Annotated in this window: 21 protein-coding genes; 5 read left to right on the top strand and 16 right to left on the bottom strand. The window is 61.3% G+C overall.

Annotation, left to right across the window (positions count from 1 at the left end; genetic code table 11):
* Positions 1-2 precede the first annotated feature (2 nt).
* From ACSQ2A_RS06800 to ACSQ2A_RS06790, 3 genes are read right to left on the bottom strand one after another with little or no spacing between them, the layout of a single operon-like run.
* A complete protein-coding gene (locus ACSQ2A_RS06800; protein ID WP_295411954.1) occupies positions 3-2165 on the bottom strand; it encodes an RNA degradosome polyphosphate kinase in 2163 nt (720 codons plus the stop codon).
* Positions 2158-2904 (bottom strand): hypothetical protein, encoded by a 747-nt coding sequence (locus tag ACSQ2A_RS06795; protein WP_436071571.1) that lies wholly within the window; start codon positions 2902-2904, stop codon positions 2158-2160. The genes ACSQ2A_RS06800 and ACSQ2A_RS06795 overlap by 8 nt, the downstream gene beginning before the upstream one ends.
* On the bottom strand, positions 2873-3964 hold the full coding sequence (locus tag ACSQ2A_RS06790; RefSeq protein ID WP_295411956.1) for an AI-2E family transporter: 1092 nt from the start codon (positions 3962-3964) through the stop codon (positions 2873-2875). The genes ACSQ2A_RS06795 and ACSQ2A_RS06790 overlap by 32 nt, the downstream gene beginning before the upstream one ends.
* A gap of 236 nt (positions 3965-4200) precedes the next feature.
* Here ACSQ2A_RS06790 and purM point away from each other — a divergent pair, with 236 nt between their 5' ends.
* Both purM and purN read left to right on the top strand, forming a co-directional pair.
* Positions 4201-5277, top strand: coding sequence for a phosphoribosylformylglycinamidine cyclo-ligase (gene purM / locus ACSQ2A_RS06785; protein WP_436071570.1), 1077 nt, complete (start codon positions 4201-4203; stop codon positions 5275-5277).
* Positions 5274-5858: a phosphoribosylglycinamide formyltransferase gene (gene purN, locus ACSQ2A_RS06780; protein ID WP_436071569.1), complete on the top strand. Its 585-nt coding sequence runs from the start codon at positions 5274-5276 to the stop codon at positions 5856-5858. The genes purM and purN overlap by 4 nt, the downstream gene beginning before the upstream one ends.
* Here the strand turns inward: purN and ACSQ2A_RS06775 are convergent.
* The 3 genes from ACSQ2A_RS06775 to ACSQ2A_RS06765 form a co-directional block, all read right to left on the bottom strand.
* Entirely contained in the window at positions 5855-6346 is a 492-nt protein-coding gene (locus ACSQ2A_RS06775) for a hypothetical protein (RefSeq protein ID WP_436071568.1), read from the bottom strand. The genes purN and ACSQ2A_RS06775 overlap by 4 nt on opposite strands.
* A 99-nt stretch (positions 6347-6445) precedes the next feature.
* Positions 6446-7024, bottom strand: coding sequence for a TetR/AcrR family transcriptional regulator (locus tag ACSQ2A_RS06770; RefSeq protein ID WP_436071567.1), 579 nt, complete (start codon positions 7022-7024; stop codon positions 6446-6448).
* Between the two features lie 47 nt (positions 7025-7071).
* Positions 7072-7680, bottom strand: a complete 609-nt coding sequence (locus ACSQ2A_RS06765; protein ID WP_436071566.1) for a nucleotidyltransferase family protein — start codon at positions 7678-7680, stop codon at positions 7072-7074.
* A 188-nt stretch (positions 7681-7868) separates the two neighbouring features.
* Here ACSQ2A_RS06765 and ACSQ2A_RS06760 point away from each other — a divergent pair, with 188 nt between their 5' ends.
* The gene (locus tag ACSQ2A_RS06760) at positions 7869-8771 is read left to right on the top strand and encodes a DMT family transporter (protein WP_295411967.1); all 903 of its coding nucleotides are present in this window, start codon (positions 7869-7871) and stop codon (positions 8769-8771) included.
* A gap of 47 nt (positions 8772-8818) precedes the next feature.
* Positions 8819-9019, top strand: a complete 201-nt coding sequence (locus tag ACSQ2A_RS06755) for a hypothetical protein (RefSeq protein ID WP_436071565.1) — start codon at positions 8819-8821, stop codon at positions 9017-9019.
* A gap of 40 nt (positions 9020-9059) precedes the next feature.
* Here ACSQ2A_RS06755 and ACSQ2A_RS06750 read toward each other — a convergent pair whose 3' ends face one another.
* The 4 genes from ACSQ2A_RS06750 to ACSQ2A_RS06735 all read right to left on the bottom strand — a co-directional run bounded on the left by ACSQ2A_RS06750 (position 9060) and on the right by ACSQ2A_RS06735 (position 11824).
* Entirely contained in the window at positions 9060-9353 is a 294-nt protein-coding gene (locus tag ACSQ2A_RS06750) for a DUF1330 domain-containing protein (protein WP_436071564.1), read from the bottom strand.
* Positions 9354-9370: 17 nt separating this feature from the next.
* Entirely contained in the window at positions 9371-10870 is a 1500-nt protein-coding gene (gene gatB / locus ACSQ2A_RS06745) for an Asp-tRNA(Asn)/Glu-tRNA(Gln) amidotransferase subunit GatB (protein ID WP_436071563.1), read from the bottom strand.
* Between the two features lie 89 nt (positions 10871-10959).
* A complete protein-coding gene (locus tag ACSQ2A_RS06740; RefSeq protein ID WP_295411973.1) occupies positions 10960-11469 on the bottom strand; it encodes a GNAT family N-acetyltransferase in 510 nt (169 codons plus the stop codon).
* 37 nt (positions 11470-11506) lie between these two features.
* Positions 11507-11824: a chorismate mutase gene (locus ACSQ2A_RS06735; protein WP_436071562.1), complete on the bottom strand. Its 318-nt coding sequence runs from the start codon at positions 11822-11824 to the stop codon at positions 11507-11509.
* A 264-nt stretch (positions 11825-12088) separates the two neighbouring features.
* On the opposite strand from ACSQ2A_RS06735, the gene ACSQ2A_RS06730 reads away from it, so the two are divergent.
* Positions 12089-12331: a YjhX family toxin gene (locus ACSQ2A_RS06730; RefSeq protein WP_295411976.1), complete on the top strand. Its 243-nt coding sequence runs from the start codon at positions 12089-12091 to the stop codon at positions 12329-12331.
* A gap of 71 nt (positions 12332-12402) precedes the next feature.
* Here ACSQ2A_RS06730 and ACSQ2A_RS06725 read toward each other — a convergent pair whose 3' ends face one another.
* The 6 genes from ACSQ2A_RS06725 to ACSQ2A_RS06700 form a co-directional block, all read right to left on the bottom strand.
* The gene (locus tag ACSQ2A_RS06725) at positions 12403-12720 is read right to left on the bottom strand and encodes a hypothetical protein (RefSeq protein ID WP_295411978.1); all 318 of its coding nucleotides are present in this window, start codon (positions 12718-12720) and stop codon (positions 12403-12405) included.
* 129 nt (positions 12721-12849) lie between these two features.
* Positions 12850-14334 (bottom strand): Asp-tRNA(Asn)/Glu-tRNA(Gln) amidotransferase subunit GatA, encoded by a 1485-nt coding sequence (gene gatA, locus ACSQ2A_RS06720; RefSeq protein WP_436071561.1) that lies wholly within the window; start codon positions 14332-14334, stop codon positions 12850-12852.
* Positions 14327-14794 (bottom strand): hypothetical protein, encoded by a 468-nt coding sequence (locus ACSQ2A_RS06715; RefSeq protein ID WP_436071560.1) that lies wholly within the window; start codon positions 14792-14794, stop codon positions 14327-14329. The genes gatA and ACSQ2A_RS06715 overlap by 8 nt, the downstream gene beginning before the upstream one ends.
* Positions 14791-15273, bottom strand: coding sequence for a GNAT family N-acetyltransferase (locus ACSQ2A_RS06710; RefSeq protein WP_436071559.1), 483 nt, complete (start codon positions 15271-15273; stop codon positions 14791-14793). Before ACSQ2A_RS06710 ends, ACSQ2A_RS06715 begins: the two co-directional genes overlap by 4 nt.
* Before the next feature lie 2 nt (positions 15274-15275).
* Entirely contained in the window at positions 15276-15563 is a 288-nt protein-coding gene (gene gatC / locus ACSQ2A_RS06705) for an Asp-tRNA(Asn)/Glu-tRNA(Gln) amidotransferase subunit GatC (protein WP_295411986.1), read from the bottom strand.
* Between the two features lie 87 nt (positions 15564-15650).
* Positions 15651-16172 (bottom strand): hypothetical protein, encoded by a 522-nt coding sequence (locus ACSQ2A_RS06700; RefSeq protein WP_436071558.1) that lies wholly within the window; start codon positions 16170-16172, stop codon positions 15651-15653.
* Between the last annotated feature and the right edge of the window lie 102 nt (positions 16173-16274).

Genomic DNA, 16274 nt, shown 5'->3' with positions numbered 1-16274 from the left:
ACTCAGCCCTCGTCGTCTCCAATCCCGGCGCTGCCGCGTCCAGACAGCGACGGATTGGTCATGAAATAGTCATGCGCATTGAAAGGTTCCGCCCCTTCGGCAACGCGCAAGCGATGGGAACTGCCATCTGGCAAGACTTCCCAACTTTGCTGATTGTCCTTCAAATAGGCAACTAGCGTTCTGTCAAGAATCTGCTTGTGCACGGTTCTGTTGAGAATCGGCACCATCACCTCGACGCGACCATCAAGGTTCCGACCCATCAAATCCGCAGAGGAAATATAGACCAGCGCCCGCGCCGACGGCATGGATTCGCCATTGCCGAAGCAATAGATGCGGCTGTGTTCGAGGAACCGTCCGACCACCGATTTGACCCGGATATTATCCGAGAAACCCGGAATGCCCGGCCGCAGGCAGCAGATGCCACGGACGATGAGGTCGACCTTCACCCCAGCCTGGCTCGCGTCATAAAGCGCGTCGATCACCTGCGGATCGACAAGCGAATTCATCTTGAGCAGGATCGATGCCGGCTGGCCCGAGCGCGCGAACTCGATCTCCCGGGCGATATTGTTGACCAGCGTCTCGCGCAGGTTGACCGGCGAAACCGCGATGGTTTCGAGTTCGGTCGGCCGCGCATAGCCGGTGATGAAGTTGAAGACGCGCGCCACGTCGCGGGTGATCGCGGGATCGATCGTGAAATAGCTGAGATCGGTATAAATCTTGGCCGTGATCGGGTGATAATTGCCCGTGCCGATATGGCAATAACTGACGAGCTTGCCCTTCTCGCGCCGCACCACCTGGCTCAGCTTGGCGTGGGTCTTCAACTCGATGAAGCCGAAAACCACCTGCGCACCAGCGCGTTCGAGATCGCGCGCCCAGCGGATATTGGCTTCTTCGTCGAAGCGCGCCTTGAGTTCGACCAGGCACGTCACCGACTTGCCCGCCTCGGCCGCCATCACCAGCGCCTTGACGATCGGACTATCCGACGAGGTGCGATAGAGCGTCTGCTTGATCGCCACAACGTCCGGATCGCGCGCCGCCTGCATCAGGAATTGCGCAACGACGTCAAAGCTCTCGAACGGATGGTGGACCAGAATATCCTTGGCCCGGATCGCGGCAAAATTGTCGCCGTTATAGTCGCGGATCCGCTCGGGGAAGCGAGCGATATAGGGCGTGAATTTCAGGTCGGGCCGATCCACATCGCAAACCTTGCGCGCGTCGGCGAGCCCGAGGAAGCCGTGAACTTCGAACACATCGGCATCCTTGATGCCCAGCTGTTCGCCGATCTGGCGCTGCAGCGCACGCGGCATCGAGCGTTCGATTTCAAGCCGGATCACCTGGCCGCGGCGACGCTGGCGCAGGGCGCTTTCGAACTCCACGACGAGGTCTGCCGCTTCGTCGTCGATTTCGATTTCGCTGTCGCGGATGATGCGGAAAGCACCCGATCCCACGACCTCATGGCCCGGAAACATCTTGTGAAAGAAGAGCTTGACCAGCGTGTCGATGGTCACGACTTCGCTGCGCCCTTCCGAAACCAGTTCGTTAGGCAGGTTGATGAAGCGATCGAGATTGCCCGGAATGCGAACCAGCGCCGTCAGCGGCTGATCGCTGTCAGGACGCTTCAGTTCAAACGCCAGCGCCAGACCGAGATTGGGAATGAACGGGAACGGATGCGCCGGATCGACCGCAATCGGCGTAAGAACCGGGAAGATTTCTTCGCGGAAAAGCTTTTGCAGGTAAGCCACCTGCTCTTCGCTGAGATCGTTGGATTCGTGGATGACGACGTTCTGCGCAAACAGCTCTTCGCGCAGCGTTTCCCAATGATCCTGCTGATCACGCTGCAAGTGCTGCGCCAGCGTCGCGATTTCCTCGAGCTGTTCGGCCGGTGTCAGCCCGTCAGCGCTCTGCTTCGTCAGGCCCGCCCGGATCTGACCCTTCAGACCCGCCACGCGCACCATGTAGAATTCGTCGAGATTGTTGGCCGAGATCGACACGAAGCGCAGGCGCTCCAGCAGCGGATGCGCCTCGTTGCCGGCTTCTTCCAGCACGCGCATATTGAACTGCAGCCAGCTCACCTCGCGGTTGACGAACCGCGCCGGGCTGGTTCGCAACGCCTCGACGTCCGGCCCAGCGCCTTCTGCCTCGGTGATCTCGCTCATGTCATTCATCGCTTAAAGGGTCCCAGTCCTGTTGGCTGCCACCGTCGCGCTCCGCCTCCCGGAGCGCCAGGGCCTCTGCTGCAATCGTTCGGGTAATGGCCGTGCCCCTTGCTAGGGCCAGCCTGTCCATGCGGTCGACTAAAACGGCCACTTCCTCGGGGCTGCGCTCCATGCGCGCCACAAGATAGTGGATGATTTTCGGGTCGACCTTGATCTGACGATCGCCGAAAAGTTTGGCGAACATGTGTGACAGTTCTATGTCGTCGCTAACCTCAAGCCGGAAGGCCGGAGCGCGACGCACGCGCGACCGCACGTCGTCCGTTGCCAGAGGCCACTTGGCGATATCTTCGCGCGCCGTCAGCAGCAGCGTCCGGTTGCCGCGCATGGCCTGGTTGAGCAGGTGAAACAGGCTCGGCTCATCATAACCCAGCCGATCCACGTCCTCGACAACCAACGGCCCGCGCCCATCGGCTTCGGCAATGGCAGCGATCGTCTCGGGCGTCACCATGGGTGCATGGCTGCGATCGGCAAAAATCCGCGCCAGATGCGATTTCCCCGAAGCCGGCGGGCCGATCAGCAGCGTCACGGCATCGGGCCAATGCGGCCAGGCGCCGATGCGTCCATGGGCCAAGGCATTGCCTTCCCCCACCAGAAAATCGTCTGCGGCATGGGATGGCGTATGCTCGAACTCGAGCGGCAATTGCCGCAGCCTGTCGTTACGCAGTGGGGTTACCACCCTGGCCACCATGGGTTGATCCGAGATAGAGGCTGCTACCCTTATACTTGCGAATGCCGTAGCGCACGAGCACCCCGCCAATCGCCGCCAGCGGCACGGCCAGCAACAGCCCGACAAAGCCGAATAGCGCGCCAAAAGCCAACAGTGCAAACATCAGCCAGACCGGGTTGATGTTGATCGAACTGCCCACGAGCTTGGGATAGAGCACGTTGCCCTCGACAAACTGCCAGCCCATGAAAATGCCGAAGACCAGGGCAATCATCCACCAGTTCGGCCAGAACTGCACGGTGGCGATACCCATGGACAGCGCAAAGCCAACGCCGAACCCGACATAGGGAATGAAGCTCAAAAGCCCGGCAATGAGCCCGACGGCGAGGCCATAGTTAAGGCCAACGAGGGAAAGCGCACCCGCATAGAACACGGCGTCGATCACCAGCACACCGCCCTGCCCGCGGATCACGCCGGCCATCGAGCTGTCGATATCGCGCAGGATGCCGAGAATCTCCGCCCGATGCCGCCGCGGCAGCAGGTCATGCACGCCGCGCACCATGCTGTCCCAGTCGAGCAGCAGGTAGAAGGCGACGACGGGCGTGAAAATGGCGAAGCCGATCACGCTGATCAGCGTCATGCCGGAGGCCAGAATTTCAGATGTGACGACGCCGGCAAATCCGACGATCTGCCCCAGCATGTCCGAAACCGTGCGCTCCACCTGCGCCGCGCGCTCCGGCCCAAGCCACTCGTTGAGTTCCGGCGCCCATTTCCGCACCATGGCTTCAAGATCGGCCGCATAGCCCGGAAGGCGCTGCACCAGCCCCACGATCTGCTGCGCCACCATCGGAACGATCATGACGAAGATGCCAGCGATAATGGCAACCACGCAGAGCAGCACGACCGCCGTGGCCCAGCTGCGGTTGAAATGCCACTTCTGAAGCTGGTTTACGAGCGGATTGAGCAGATACGCTAGCGCCGCGCCGACCACGAAGGGCAGGAGAATTCCGCGGAATATCCAGAGAGCCAGGATCAGGAAGACGAGGAAGCCGATCCAGATCAGCACTTGATTTCTAAGGTTCATGGTGCCGGGCGGCCCTTGCGTCTGACTATCCAAGAAGCTATCAGGCCTTCAGGCGAATTCAGCGGAAAGCATCTATCACTTTCCGCTTTTGAAACCGCCGCAAAAACAAAGACCTGGAGCATCACGCGATTCGAGGATCGCACGAAAAGCTCTAGCGGCCAGCACCGTTAAGTTCAACCAGACCGGGTCTCGGTAGCCAAAGCGTTCCCGATATCCCCAGCAATGGCTTTAGGCTCATGTCCGACGCGCAAAACCTGCCATCAAACGGCCTGTCATACAAGCAGGCGGGTGTCGATATCGATGCTGGCAATGCTCTGGTCGAGGCGATCAAGCCCGCCGTACGCTCCACTCGCCGCCCCGGCGCCGATGGCGAAATCGGCGGTTTCGGTGGTCTTTTCGATCTCAAGGCGGCTGGTTTTGTCGATCCGGTTCTCGTCGCCGCCAATGATGGCGTCGGCACGAAACTGAAGATCGCCATCGATACCGGCAAGCACGACACCATTGGACAGGACCTTGTCGCCATGTGCGTCAACGACCTCGTGGTGCAGGGCGCCGAGCCGCTGTTCTTCCTCGATTATTTCGCCACCGGTAAGCTCGATGTCGCCCAAGGCACGGCCATTGTCGAAGGTATCGCCCATGGCTGCCGCCTCGCCGGCTGCGCCCTGATCGGCGGGGAAACCGCCGAAATGCCGGGCATGTATCACGGCAACGACTATGATCTCGCCGGCTTCGCGGTCGGCGCTGCCGAACGCAACGCGCTCCTGCCGCGCAAGGATATTGCCGCCGGCGACACGCTCGTCGCCATCGCCTCCTCCGGCGTTCATTCGAACGGCTATTCGCTCGTGCGAAAAATCGTCGATCTCTCCGGCCTAGCCTGGACCGCCGACGCGCCCTTCGAAGCTGGCAAGACCCTCGCCGAAGCGCTCCTCGAGCCGACCCGCATCTACGTAAAACCGCTGCTCGCCGCCCTCAAGGCCGGCATCGGCATCAAGGCCCTGGCCCACATTACCGGCGGCGGTTTCATCGACAATATTCCGCGCGTCCTGCCCGATGATCTCGCGGCCGACGTCGATCTCGACGCCGTCACCGTGCCCGCCGTCTTCGGCTGGCTGGCAAAAGTCGGCGGCATGAGCGAGCGCGAAATGCTGCGCACCTTCAATTGCGGCGTCGGCATGCTCGTTGCCGTCACCCCGGAAGATGCCGAAAAGCTCGTCGCAAACCTCACCGCCTCGGGCGAAACCGCTGCCATTGTCGGCCAGTTGACGCCGCGCACCGGCGAGCCCGTCACCTTCCGCGGAAAGCTCGCCCTGTGAGCCGAAAAAAGGTCGGCGTCCTCATTTCCGGCCGCGGCTCCAACATGTCCGCGCTGATCGAGGCCACGAAGTCCCCGGACTATCCGGCCGAGATCGTCGGCGTGCTCTCGAACAGGGCCGCCGCTCCGGGTCTGCTGACGGCCCAGGAAAACGGCATTGCCACGGCCTCACTGGCCCAGAGCAAGTTCCCAAGCCGGGAAATGTTCGAGGACACGATGACCCAGATTCTTGAGAGCTGGGAGGTCGACTATGTCTGCCTCGCCGGCTTCATGCGCATCCTGGGCGAAGATTTCGTGCTGCGCTGGCAGGGGCGGATGGTCAACATCCACCCCTCCCTCCTGCCCCTCTACAAGGGCCTCGACACCCACGCCCGCGTCCTCGCCGCTGGCGACGCCGAGCATGGCTGCACGGTCCATTTCGTCACGCCCGGCCTCGACGAAGGCCCCGCGATCCTCCAGGCCCGCGTCCCGGTCCTCCCGGGCGATACGCCCGAGACGCTGACCGCCCGGGTGCTCGTCGAAGAGCACAAGATCTATCCGCAGGCGCTAGCAATGCTCGCCCGCGGCGAAGTTTCGCTCTAGCGGTAAGCCGGCATGCGGCCTTCGCGCCGCAGCACGATGATCTGCACGATCAGCCCGACGATGAAGGCCAGCAACAGCGCCGCGTGAGATCCCAGCACGATGGGCGAGGTAACGCTCGACGCCAGCGGCGCCCCATCAGGCACGCGCGTGAGCGTTTCCGTCACCGTCGGTACCAGCAGCAACAAGACGCTGAAGCTGAGACTGACGGTTTCGATATACCGCCGCAGGCGCCCCAAGAAGGTCACGCGATGCACGCCATAGCCCACGGCGATCAAAAGCAGCGTCAGGCCACCAATGGCATAGCTCACCGGCTGCTTTGCCACCAGAAATGCCGTGGCGCCGCCCAAAACCATTGAAGCAAAGTAGATCGCGCCCGGTACGGAACGCGGCACGATGCGGCCATGCCGCGCCAGCATATAGGCAGCCACGACGAGCGCCGGCAGACTGCCGAGCGTGTGAAACCAGCCGATGGGAGAAATACCGAACATTTTTAGTCCTTCACATTGAAGAGGACGCACAATGCGCCCAACATATATCTACTAGTTGGTAGGCTTAATTGCCGAAGGTCGGCATGCTCACCCCTGCCCTTATCTAACGAAGCGCTCCACAAGGGGGCGGACGATCATTTCAAAAACGGCGGGATCGCCATGAGCCCGGCTGGACAGCATGGCCCCGTGCACCGTGGCAACAAAGACCTCCGCCTCTATCTCGGGATCATGGGCCATGTGCAGGCTTCCCTGTTCCAAACCATCCCGAAACACTGAGGTCAGCCACGTGGCCAGCGCCCGAAAGTGCACCCGCACCTCGGCAGCAACCTCATCAGGCAAAGCCGGCATCTGACTGGCCAACAAGGCGCAAACGCAGAAAGGCTCCGAGCCCGAGGTGATGCAGGACTGCCAATAGCCCGTATAGGCCCGCAGCTTTTCCGCCGGGTCGGCAATGACCTCGTCCATTTTCTGAAGCCCTTCAATGGCCTCCCGCCGATACCGCTCCACCAGAATGCGCACCAGCTGTGCCTTGGTCGGAAAGTGGTGGTGAATACTGGCCTTGCGGATGCCGACGATGGTGGAAATATCCGCATAGCTGAATCCGTCATATCCGCCCAAGAGAATGAGCGGACGCGTGCGGCGGAGGATTTCTTCGGCAGTACTGGAAAGCTCGGTCATGCAAGCTACCTACCTTCTAGTAGGTTTGCCGTCAAGCACCGAGCTGACTAATCCGGCCAGGGTTCGAACTGCAGTTCCGGCCAAAGCACCATGGCCCGTGCCGCCTTGCTTTCGTGCGTGGCACGATTGTGCAGAGCAGGATTGGGCGTCAGCCGAAACGAGAACAGATCATCCAGCCCAAAGGGCGCGAAGATGACGATCTCTCCATTCTCGATCCGTGCTGCGACCGCGTGAGTCCTGGTGGCAAAATAGAGCAGCATGTCCGCACTTCGCGTGAGCTCGGGATAGACCAGCCCAAACTTTTCGGGAAACCAGAGGTGCACCCGCGCCTGGTTCCGCACTTCAACCGGAATTGGGCTGTCCGCGAAGTGGGCCTGCGTTCGGCGAATGACTCTGTCTTCCGCCTCATAGCTTCGGTCGCTCGGGTCGAAATAGACGATGTCAGCGTCCTTGATTCCCGCGTACCGCTCGCGACCGGTGAGGACATTCCAGACCGTGTTGTAGATCGCCCCCGAGCCCAGCAGCGGATCGGGAAGACCAAGGTCCGCCATGCCCCTCAGGAACCGCATCAACACCGGATCATCCGCAATAATGTCGACGAGGACCTGCCGCTGCATATCGGCATCGAGCCCCGAATATCTTAGGTGTGCCACCATGCTTGCGTCCCTCGCTCAACCGCCTCCGCCGAAGGCAACAGACGTCGCTGACATGGACTGTCAGCAGAAAGACGTTCAGTCTCCGCAGGCAGACCGACCGCATCACCGCAATTGATGACCCCCATCGTCAAAATCGGTTCGACGCGACTCCTTTTGCCCGCTACCGTCAGCACAAAGGGAGAACACCTGTGCCACTACGCTATTGGTTGCTGATCATTCTGCTGGGCGCGGTCTGGGGCAGTTCGTTCCTGTTCAATGCGGTTCTTATTCGCGAAATCAGCCCGCTCTGGGTCTCGGCCGGTCGCGTCAGCATCGGCGCTGCCATTTGCTGGGTCTATTTCTTCGCCACCCGCAAGACATTGCCTAGAGACGGCAAGATTTATGGCCAGCTGCTTTTCCTGGGCATTCTCAACTACTCCATCCCCTTCTCGCTCTTCCCCTTTGCCGAGCACACCGTCGCCAGCAGCATCGTGGGCGTCATCAATGGCCTGACCCCGATGAGCACGGTGATCGTCTCGCAGCTTTGGCCGGGCGGCGAAAAGGCGACCTGGAACAAGGTCGTCGGTGTGGTGATCGGCTTCCTCGGGGCAGTGATCCTCGCCCTGCCCTCGCTCGGCGCCGGCGCCTCGGCCCAGGTCATCGGGCTCCTGGCCGCACTTCTTGCCACCGTCTGCTACGCGGTGACGCTCAACTATGCCCGGCGCTTCAAAGCCATCGAGCCCGCCGTCGTCGCCACCTGCTCGCTGACCGGCGCCGCGCTGGTCTCGCTGCCAATCGCGCTGATCTTTTCGGGCCTGCCGATCATTACTCGTCTCGAAACCTGGGGCGCGCTCTTTGCCATCGCAACGTTCTCGACCAGCTTCAGCTTCCTGCTGGTCTATTGGCTGCTACCGCGCGTGGGCCCCACCAATCTCTCGCTCAACACCTATATCACGCCAATCTCGGCGATCCTTCTGGGCGTGCTGATCCTCCACGAACGCTTCGAGCCTGTGCATGTCGCCGGCATCGTCGTGATCTTCATCGGCCTGATCTTCATGGACGGCCGGCTGGTGCAGCGCTGGCGACCGAGGCAGGTCAAGTCTGCGAGTTGACGCGGAACTCTCCTTGAGGCCTCACGTTGGCTTCAAGGAGGTGTGCCATGCCCGAACCGAGACCCGATATCGATCCGCGCCCGACCCCTGAAATCATACCGCAGCCCGAACCGTCGAACCCGCAGCCAATCAATCCCTATCCGCCGGGGCCGGAGGAATTTCCGCCGCCGGACCAGCCGATCGAAAATCCCACCACGCCCGATTTTCCGTCCGATCCGGGGTACGAACCGCGGATGAGCGAGGCATAGGTTTAGGCGCCGGAGCCGGGCCGCGATATCACTGTGAAAATTAGCCTTCGTAGCCTTCCACGACCACGAAATCGACTACGGACGCATTTTCGCGCATAGCAATCCCGCCCTGGTATTCGGCGGAATCATAGGCCTTTAGCGCGGCCTCGTAGGTTGGAAATTCCACGACAACGGTGCGCTGCCGCGCCGTGCCCTCGGGAATGGTGTGGCGACCGCCGCGGACCAGAAAACGCCCATCATGGGCGGCTAGAAAGGGGCCGACGAAAGCCTGGTAGATCTTGAACTGTTCGGGATCGGTCACATCGACCCGAACCACCCAATAGCCTTTCGCCATGCCCCCTCCAGAATGGTTTATTCGATGCCGAGCTTCTTCTTCATGAGATCGTTCAGAGCCTGCGGATTGGCCTTGCCGCCCGAAGCCTTCATGGCCTGGCCGACGAACCAGCCGATCATGGTCGGCTTGGCCAGAACCTTGGCCACCTGATCCGGGTTGGCCGCAATGATTTCGTCGACGATCTTCTCGATCGCGCCGAGATCGGTCACCTGCTTGAGGCCGCGACGCTCAACGACCTCGGCCGGGTTGCCTTCGGGCTCTTCAGCGATAAGAATCTGCAGCACGTCCTTGCCGCCCTTGGACGAAATCGTACCGCCGGCGATGAGATCAACGAGCCCGGCAATCTGGGCCGGCTGCAAGTGCGTTTCCCACACGGCGAGACCCTGGCTATTGGCATAGGCCGCGACGTCAGCATTGAGGATATTGGCCACGGCCTTGCCGTCGCGCTTGCTGCCACCAAAGGCGACGCAGGCTTCAAAATAGTCCGCCGTTTCGCGATCGAGCGTCAGCACCATCGCGTCATAGGCCGTCACGCCATAGTCAGCGATGAAACGTGCCTGCTTCTCGTCCGGCAATTCCGGCAGGTGCTTGCCAAGCTCCGCGACAAAAGCATCATCGAATTCGAGCGGCAGCAGATCGGGATCGGGGAAGTAGCGATAGTCATGCGCTTCTTCCTTGGAACGCATCGAGCGCGTTTCACCCAGCTTGGGATCGAACAGCCGCGTTTCCTGATCGATCGAGCCGCCGTCTTCCAGAATATCGATCTGGCGACGCGCTTCATACTCAATGGCCTGACCGGCGAAACGGATCGAGTTGACGTTCTTGATTTCGCAGCGCGTGCCGAACTCGCCGCCCGGGCGACGCACCGACACGTTCACGTCGGCGCGCATGGAGCCCTGCTCCATATTGCCGTCGCAGGTGCCGAGATAGCGCAGAATGGTGCGCAGCTTGCCTAGATACGCCTTGGCCTCTTCCGACGAGCGCAGATCGGGCTTCGACACAATTTCCATCAGCGCCACGCCGGACCGGTTGAGGTCGACAAAGCTCATGTTCGGATGCTGGTCGTGAATCGACTTGCCGGCGTCCTGCTCGAGGTGCAGGCGCTCGATACCGATCTCGATCTGCTCGCCATCGACGTCGAGCAAAACCTTGCCCTCGCCAACGATCGGGTCCTTGAACTGGGAAATCTGGTAGCCCTGCGGCAAATCCGGATAGAAATAGTTCTTCCGGTCGAACACCGAGCGCTTGTTGATCTTGGCCTTCAAGCCGAGGCCGGTGCGCACAGCCTGGCGCACGCATTCCTCGTTGATCGTTGGCAGCATGCCGGGCATGGCCGCGTCCACAAAGCTCACATTGGCATTGGGCGGATTGCCGAAGGCCGTCGAGGAGCCCGAAAAGAGCTTCGACTCGCTCGTGACTTGCGCGTGCACTTCCATGCCGATGATCACTTCCCAATCACCGGTCGAACCGGAAATCAGGCGCTTCTTGTCAGGGGTGCGGGTGTCGACGAGGGTCAATTCAATGTCCTGAAAGGCGAGGCAAATCTAGGTAAGTGCTTACTTATGTTGGCGCGGGGATGCAACCGAATAGCCCGGCTTCGGGGCCTTCAATCCTCGTCGATTTCGCCCTCATAGGGCCGAAGCTGCTTTTCGAGGTGCACACTCGTAAACGGATCATGCCCGCCGCGCGGCTCTCCGCGCAGTGCCAGGATGTGATAACCCTGCCGCTCATAAAACCGCACGGCCCGCACATTGTCGGCGGGCGTTTCGAGATGCACCTTGCTCGCGCCCTGCAGCTCGAGGATCGTTTCCATGCGGCCGAGCAGGCTCGCGCCAATCCCATGGCCCTGCATGTCGGGCATCACGAAGAGATAGGGGATATAGCTCCGCCGCGCCGAGCGGGAACACCAGCCAACGACGATACCATCGATGGTGGCGACAATGGTGTTCTGCCAATTCATGGCGGAAGCCTGCGAAAGCCGCGCACGTTCGTTTTCGCGCTGCCCCGGCTGTTCATCGAGCAATGGACGAATACCAGTGTCCCAGGCGGCGAAGGCAATGTCGGCCATGCGTGGGGCGTCGGATATTTCGGCCTTCCGAATTTCGATCACCGCCACGCCCAGCTCCCGTTACGCTTCAGTTACGCCCGATATCTCACCGCGCCCGGCGACGAGCGGCAATGATGCCCTTTTCGTAGTTTACGTTCCAGTCGATCAGGGTCCGCCACAAGAGTTCGGCCTGGTCTTCGTCCAATTCAAGATCGCCGCTGCGCGTGCGAACCTTGGAAATGACCGCTTCGATGCGCTGGGGATCATAGGCCTCGTGCGGATCGGTTTTGATCTCGGCCATTCTTGTCACATAGCGGTGACGCTCGGCAAGCAGGGTCAACAGCGCTTGGTCGATACGGTCGATCTCGGCCCGCACATCATCCTTGCTTTCACATTCGGCGGGCAGTTTGGCGGCAGCGGTCACGGTCTATCCTCAAGTCATGCGTCTGTTGCTGGTTTGCACCGCCATGGCGGCGATTTCAACCGCTGCTTTCGGAGATTCTGGACGCAACGGCAGAGCGGCGGTAAACGATACGCCATGTCTAGCCAGTCTGAGATTGCATAGGACCCCGTCCAATCGCGACGGGGCAGAATGAACCACCCGGCCCCCTGTGCGTGATGCCAGCGGCCGGGCCCGTTTGTTCGCGACCGTGCTTATGGCACGCCGCTCCTAGACACCTCAAAGACAATGAACATTTCTCGACTCGAACGCCGCGTGCTCGGCGTTTTGGCGCTTGGCGGCCGCATCTGTCTCATTCGCGATGATGACGGCAGGACGACAGATATTGAATGCTACACCCGCGAAGGATGGGTGATGACGGACTGCACCTTGGACATGTTCAAAAGCATGCGGTCCAAAAAGGTCATCTCGTCCACGCGTGGCGGTCCATATCGCATTACGAGGCAAGGCCTCGAAATGCTGCGCGTCTGATCGGGCATTATTGTGAAAAGAAAAGGCCGCAGGACACACTGTCCTGCGGCCCAAATTTCGCTGCGAGCGCTCTAGTGCTTGGTCACTTCGCTCAACGCCGCGGCAATGTGTTCCCATTCCGCGCTGACGCTCGCTGTCGCCCGGCGCTTGCCGGCGCGGCGATACCAATAGTCGGCATTGCCCATATCGGCCTCGATCCAGTGCATCAGCGCGTGCACCCAGTCGAAAGCCTGCACGCCTTCCATCGCCTGAACGATATTGTGCGCCTTTTCCCATTCGGGCCCGACGCGCAGCTCACCCTTCTTCAGCCACCATAGTGCCTGCAGGGGCATGCCCATATCCTTGGGCGGCTCCGACCAGTCGATCGTCGTGAAAATATCAATGGCCATCGGCGAAATTCCTGTCGGCCCGGACGCTGCCACAGGGCGCGTCACAACCAGTTTCAACTTGTGCATGGCGCGCAAATAGTGCGGAACGGCGGCGCAATCAAGCGCCGCCGTCTCCGAACGTCTTGTCGCTTACCACCAGCGGGTGGGCGAAAAGTCGGTGCCGGTGCTCTTTTCGATCACGCGGGCGGCCGCAAACAGCGTCTCTTCGTCAAACGGCTTGCCGATCAGCTGCAGGCCAAGCGGCAGGCCCTTGCCGTCCTTGCCCGCCGGCACCGCAATGCCCGGCAGGCCAGCCATATTAACGGTCACGGTGAAGACGTCGTTGAGATACATGGCCACCGGGTCTGCCGCCAAAGCCTCGTCGCCGATGGCAAAGGCAGCCGACGGCGTCGCCGGGGTCAGCACCGCGTCGACGCCCGCATTGAAAGCGTCCTCGAAGTCTTTCTTGATCAGCGTGCGGACCTTCTGCGCCTTGACGTAGTAGGCGTCAAAATAGCCAGCCGAGAGCACATAGGTGCCGATCATGATGCGGCGCTTCACCTCGCGGCCGAAGCCGGCAGCGCGGGTGAGTTCGTAGAGGTCGGTGATGTCCTTGCCCGAAACGCGCAGGCCATACTTCACGCCGTCATAGCGCGCGAGGTTGGACGAGGCTTCAGCCGGGGCCACGATATAGTAGGCCGGCAGGGCATACTTGGTGTGCGGCAGCGAAATGTCCTTCACCGTCGCGCCTTCGGCCTTGAGCCATTCGAGGCCCTGGTTCCACAGCGCCTCGATCTCGGACGGCATGCCGTCCATGCGATATTCGCGCGGCACGCCAATGGTGAGGCCCTTTACACCGCGCTCGACGGCAGCGGCAAAATCTGGAACCGCCAGATCGACACTGGTCGAATCCTTGACGTCAAAACCCGACATGGACTGCAGCATCAGCGCGGCGTCTTCCACGGTGCGGGCAATCGGACCAGCCTGATCGAGCGAGGAGGCGAAAGCCACCGTGCCCCAGCGCGAGCAACGGCCATAAGTCGGCTTGATGCCCACGGTGCCGGTGAACGCCGCCGGCTGGCGGATCGAACCACCGGTATCGGTCGCGGTCGCGCCGGCGCAGAGCCATGCGGCCACAGCCGAAGCCGAACCACCCGAAGAGCCGCCCGGCACGAGATTGGCATTGCTGCCTTCGGCACGGAACGGGTTGATCACCGAACCATAGTAGCTCGTCTCGTTGGACGAACCCATGGCGAATTCGTCCATGTTCAGCTTGCCCAGCATCACGGCGCCATCGCGCCAGAGATTGGCCGTCACGGTCGATTCGTATTCGGGCTTAAAGCCATCGAGAATGTGGCTCGCAGCCTGGGTATGCACGCCCTTGGTCGCAAAGAGATCTTTTACGCCGAGCGGAATGCCTTCGAGCAGCCCAGCCTCGCCCTTGGCCAGCTTGGCGTCGCTGGCCTTGGCCATGTCGCGCGCCTGGTCGGGCGTTGTCGCCACATAGGCATTGAGCTTGTCATTGGCAGCGTCGATGGCACCGATATAGGCCTCGGTCAGCTCCAGAGCGGTAAAGCTCTTGTCCTTGAGGCCCTTGCGGGCATCGGCGAGGCTCAGCTTGGTCAGTTCAGTCAACGGTAATCTCGCTCAGATTGTCGCAGCGCGTATAAATGGTTGTGCCCGTGGGCACCATGGCGTCGGCCGATTCCGCTTCTTCGGGCCCAAAGTTCATCGCCCACATGATATCTGCGGAGGACGCCACCTGTATCTCGGTTTCCGAATACGGCGTCACGGCCAGGATGTCAGGATAAATTTCGCCCGGAAGCTCGCAGATTGCATCAATGAACAGATGCGTCGAGCCTTTCCGGCTTTTGACGTCGAAGAAGTTGCAGTGAAACTCCATCGACTGGATACCCTTGGAAAAATCGAGGGCCAGGAAGTCAAGGTCCATGAAAGCGTCGATGCCCTTGTCCTCGATCACGCCGCACGCCTTGGCGTCGCTGACATAGATCTTGGTCTGGTCGATGCTGAGGTCCTCCTGCGCGAAGGCAGGCGGCGTCAGGGCGAACAGGGAAACAAGGGCAAGACGGATCATGCGGCTTTCTCCTCGTCGAGTCGCAGCTCGAAGAAGGCCGACCACTCGCTATCGGGATAGTCGAGGAACGGTCCGCGTGCCACAAATCCGTAACGTTCATAGAGCCGATGCGCTTCAAGCATGCCGTCGCCAGTGCCGGTTTCCAGCATCACGACCGGCATCCGCCGCTCGCGCGCCAGCTCGACGATCCGCTCCAGCAACTGCCGGCCGACACGCTGCCCGCGCACTTCCGGCACGGTATACATGCGCTTGACTTCACCCAGCTCCGGCCCGTGCGCCTTGAGCGCGCCCATGCCCACCGCAGCGCCGGTCTCGTCCCGCGCCACGAACAGCGTCGTATCGCTATCGGCCATCTGCTCCACGGTCATCTTGAACTGGAATTCCAGCGGCGACAGCGGCAGCAAATGGTCGTTGAGGCGGTCGACGAGCCCGCGCACGTCGTCCTGAAGCGGGGTTTCAATGGCGATCGAGATCGCCATTTTTACTCGACCACCTTGGGCACCATGAAGAAATTGTCTTCGGTCAATGGAGCGTTCTTGACGATTCTCTCGGGATAGCCGCCGTCGGTCACAACGTCATCGCGGCGACGCAGCTGCATCGGGGTCACCGAAGTCATCGGCTCAACGCCATCGACATTCACTTCACCGAGCTGTTCGACGAAGCCCAGAATGGCATTGAGTTCATTCTGATAGCCGGCAACTTCCTCCTCCTCGATACGGATACGGGCAAGGCGCCCGATGCGCTTGACGGTGGTGGCGTCGACAGACATGGCAAACTCCAGCGAATAAGGCCTTCTTTGCCGCTTCATTAGCAATGCAGCGGCCCAAAAGACAATGAAAATGCCTTATGGCAGGGATCAGACTTCCACAGCCAATCCACGCTCCAGCGCAATCAGCCCCGTCCCATCGAGCCGATCCCGCAGCGCATCGAACGCCGAGTCCACCTCCGACTCGGCCCCAGCCAGCGCAATCAACCGCGGCGCCGCCCTCTCCAGCAGCTCTCCACCGCGCTCCGCCAGCCCCTCGCCGATCAGCACGACCACCGCCTGCCCCAACCAGCGCCCGGCCGCCGCAAAATCCTCCCGCGCCAACACCAATGGCGCCTCCCCATCGGCATCGACCACCAGCGCGCCATGCCCCAACCCAACCACCTCCGGCTGCCGCATAGCCTCATCCACCTCAAGCATCCGCAACGGTGCCCGCGGCTTCCAATCCCCCTTCGCGCCACCCACCGCCCCGGCAAACGCCACGACGAGATCAGCCCCACTCACCAGCTCCGCCCGATCCACCCCCGGCAAAGCCCCCTCACCCTCGACCACCACAATCGCTCCCGCCGCATGAATGCGAAACGTGTTGTCTCCGAACCAGGTGAGTTTCATCCGTCAGTCCCATCGCCAAAGTCTGCCCATGAGCCTATAGGACAGACCGAGCCACAACCGCGAGCCCCATGTGACCGAGACCGACCCGCTAGAAGCCATCCC

The organism is Devosia sp. LjRoot3, from assembly GCF_964252865.1.
In the GTDB taxonomy this organism is placed as follows: domain Bacteria; phylum Pseudomonadota; class Alphaproteobacteria; order Rhizobiales; family Devosiaceae; genus Devosia.
This window is presented reverse-complemented; position numbering and strand designations above follow the sequence as displayed.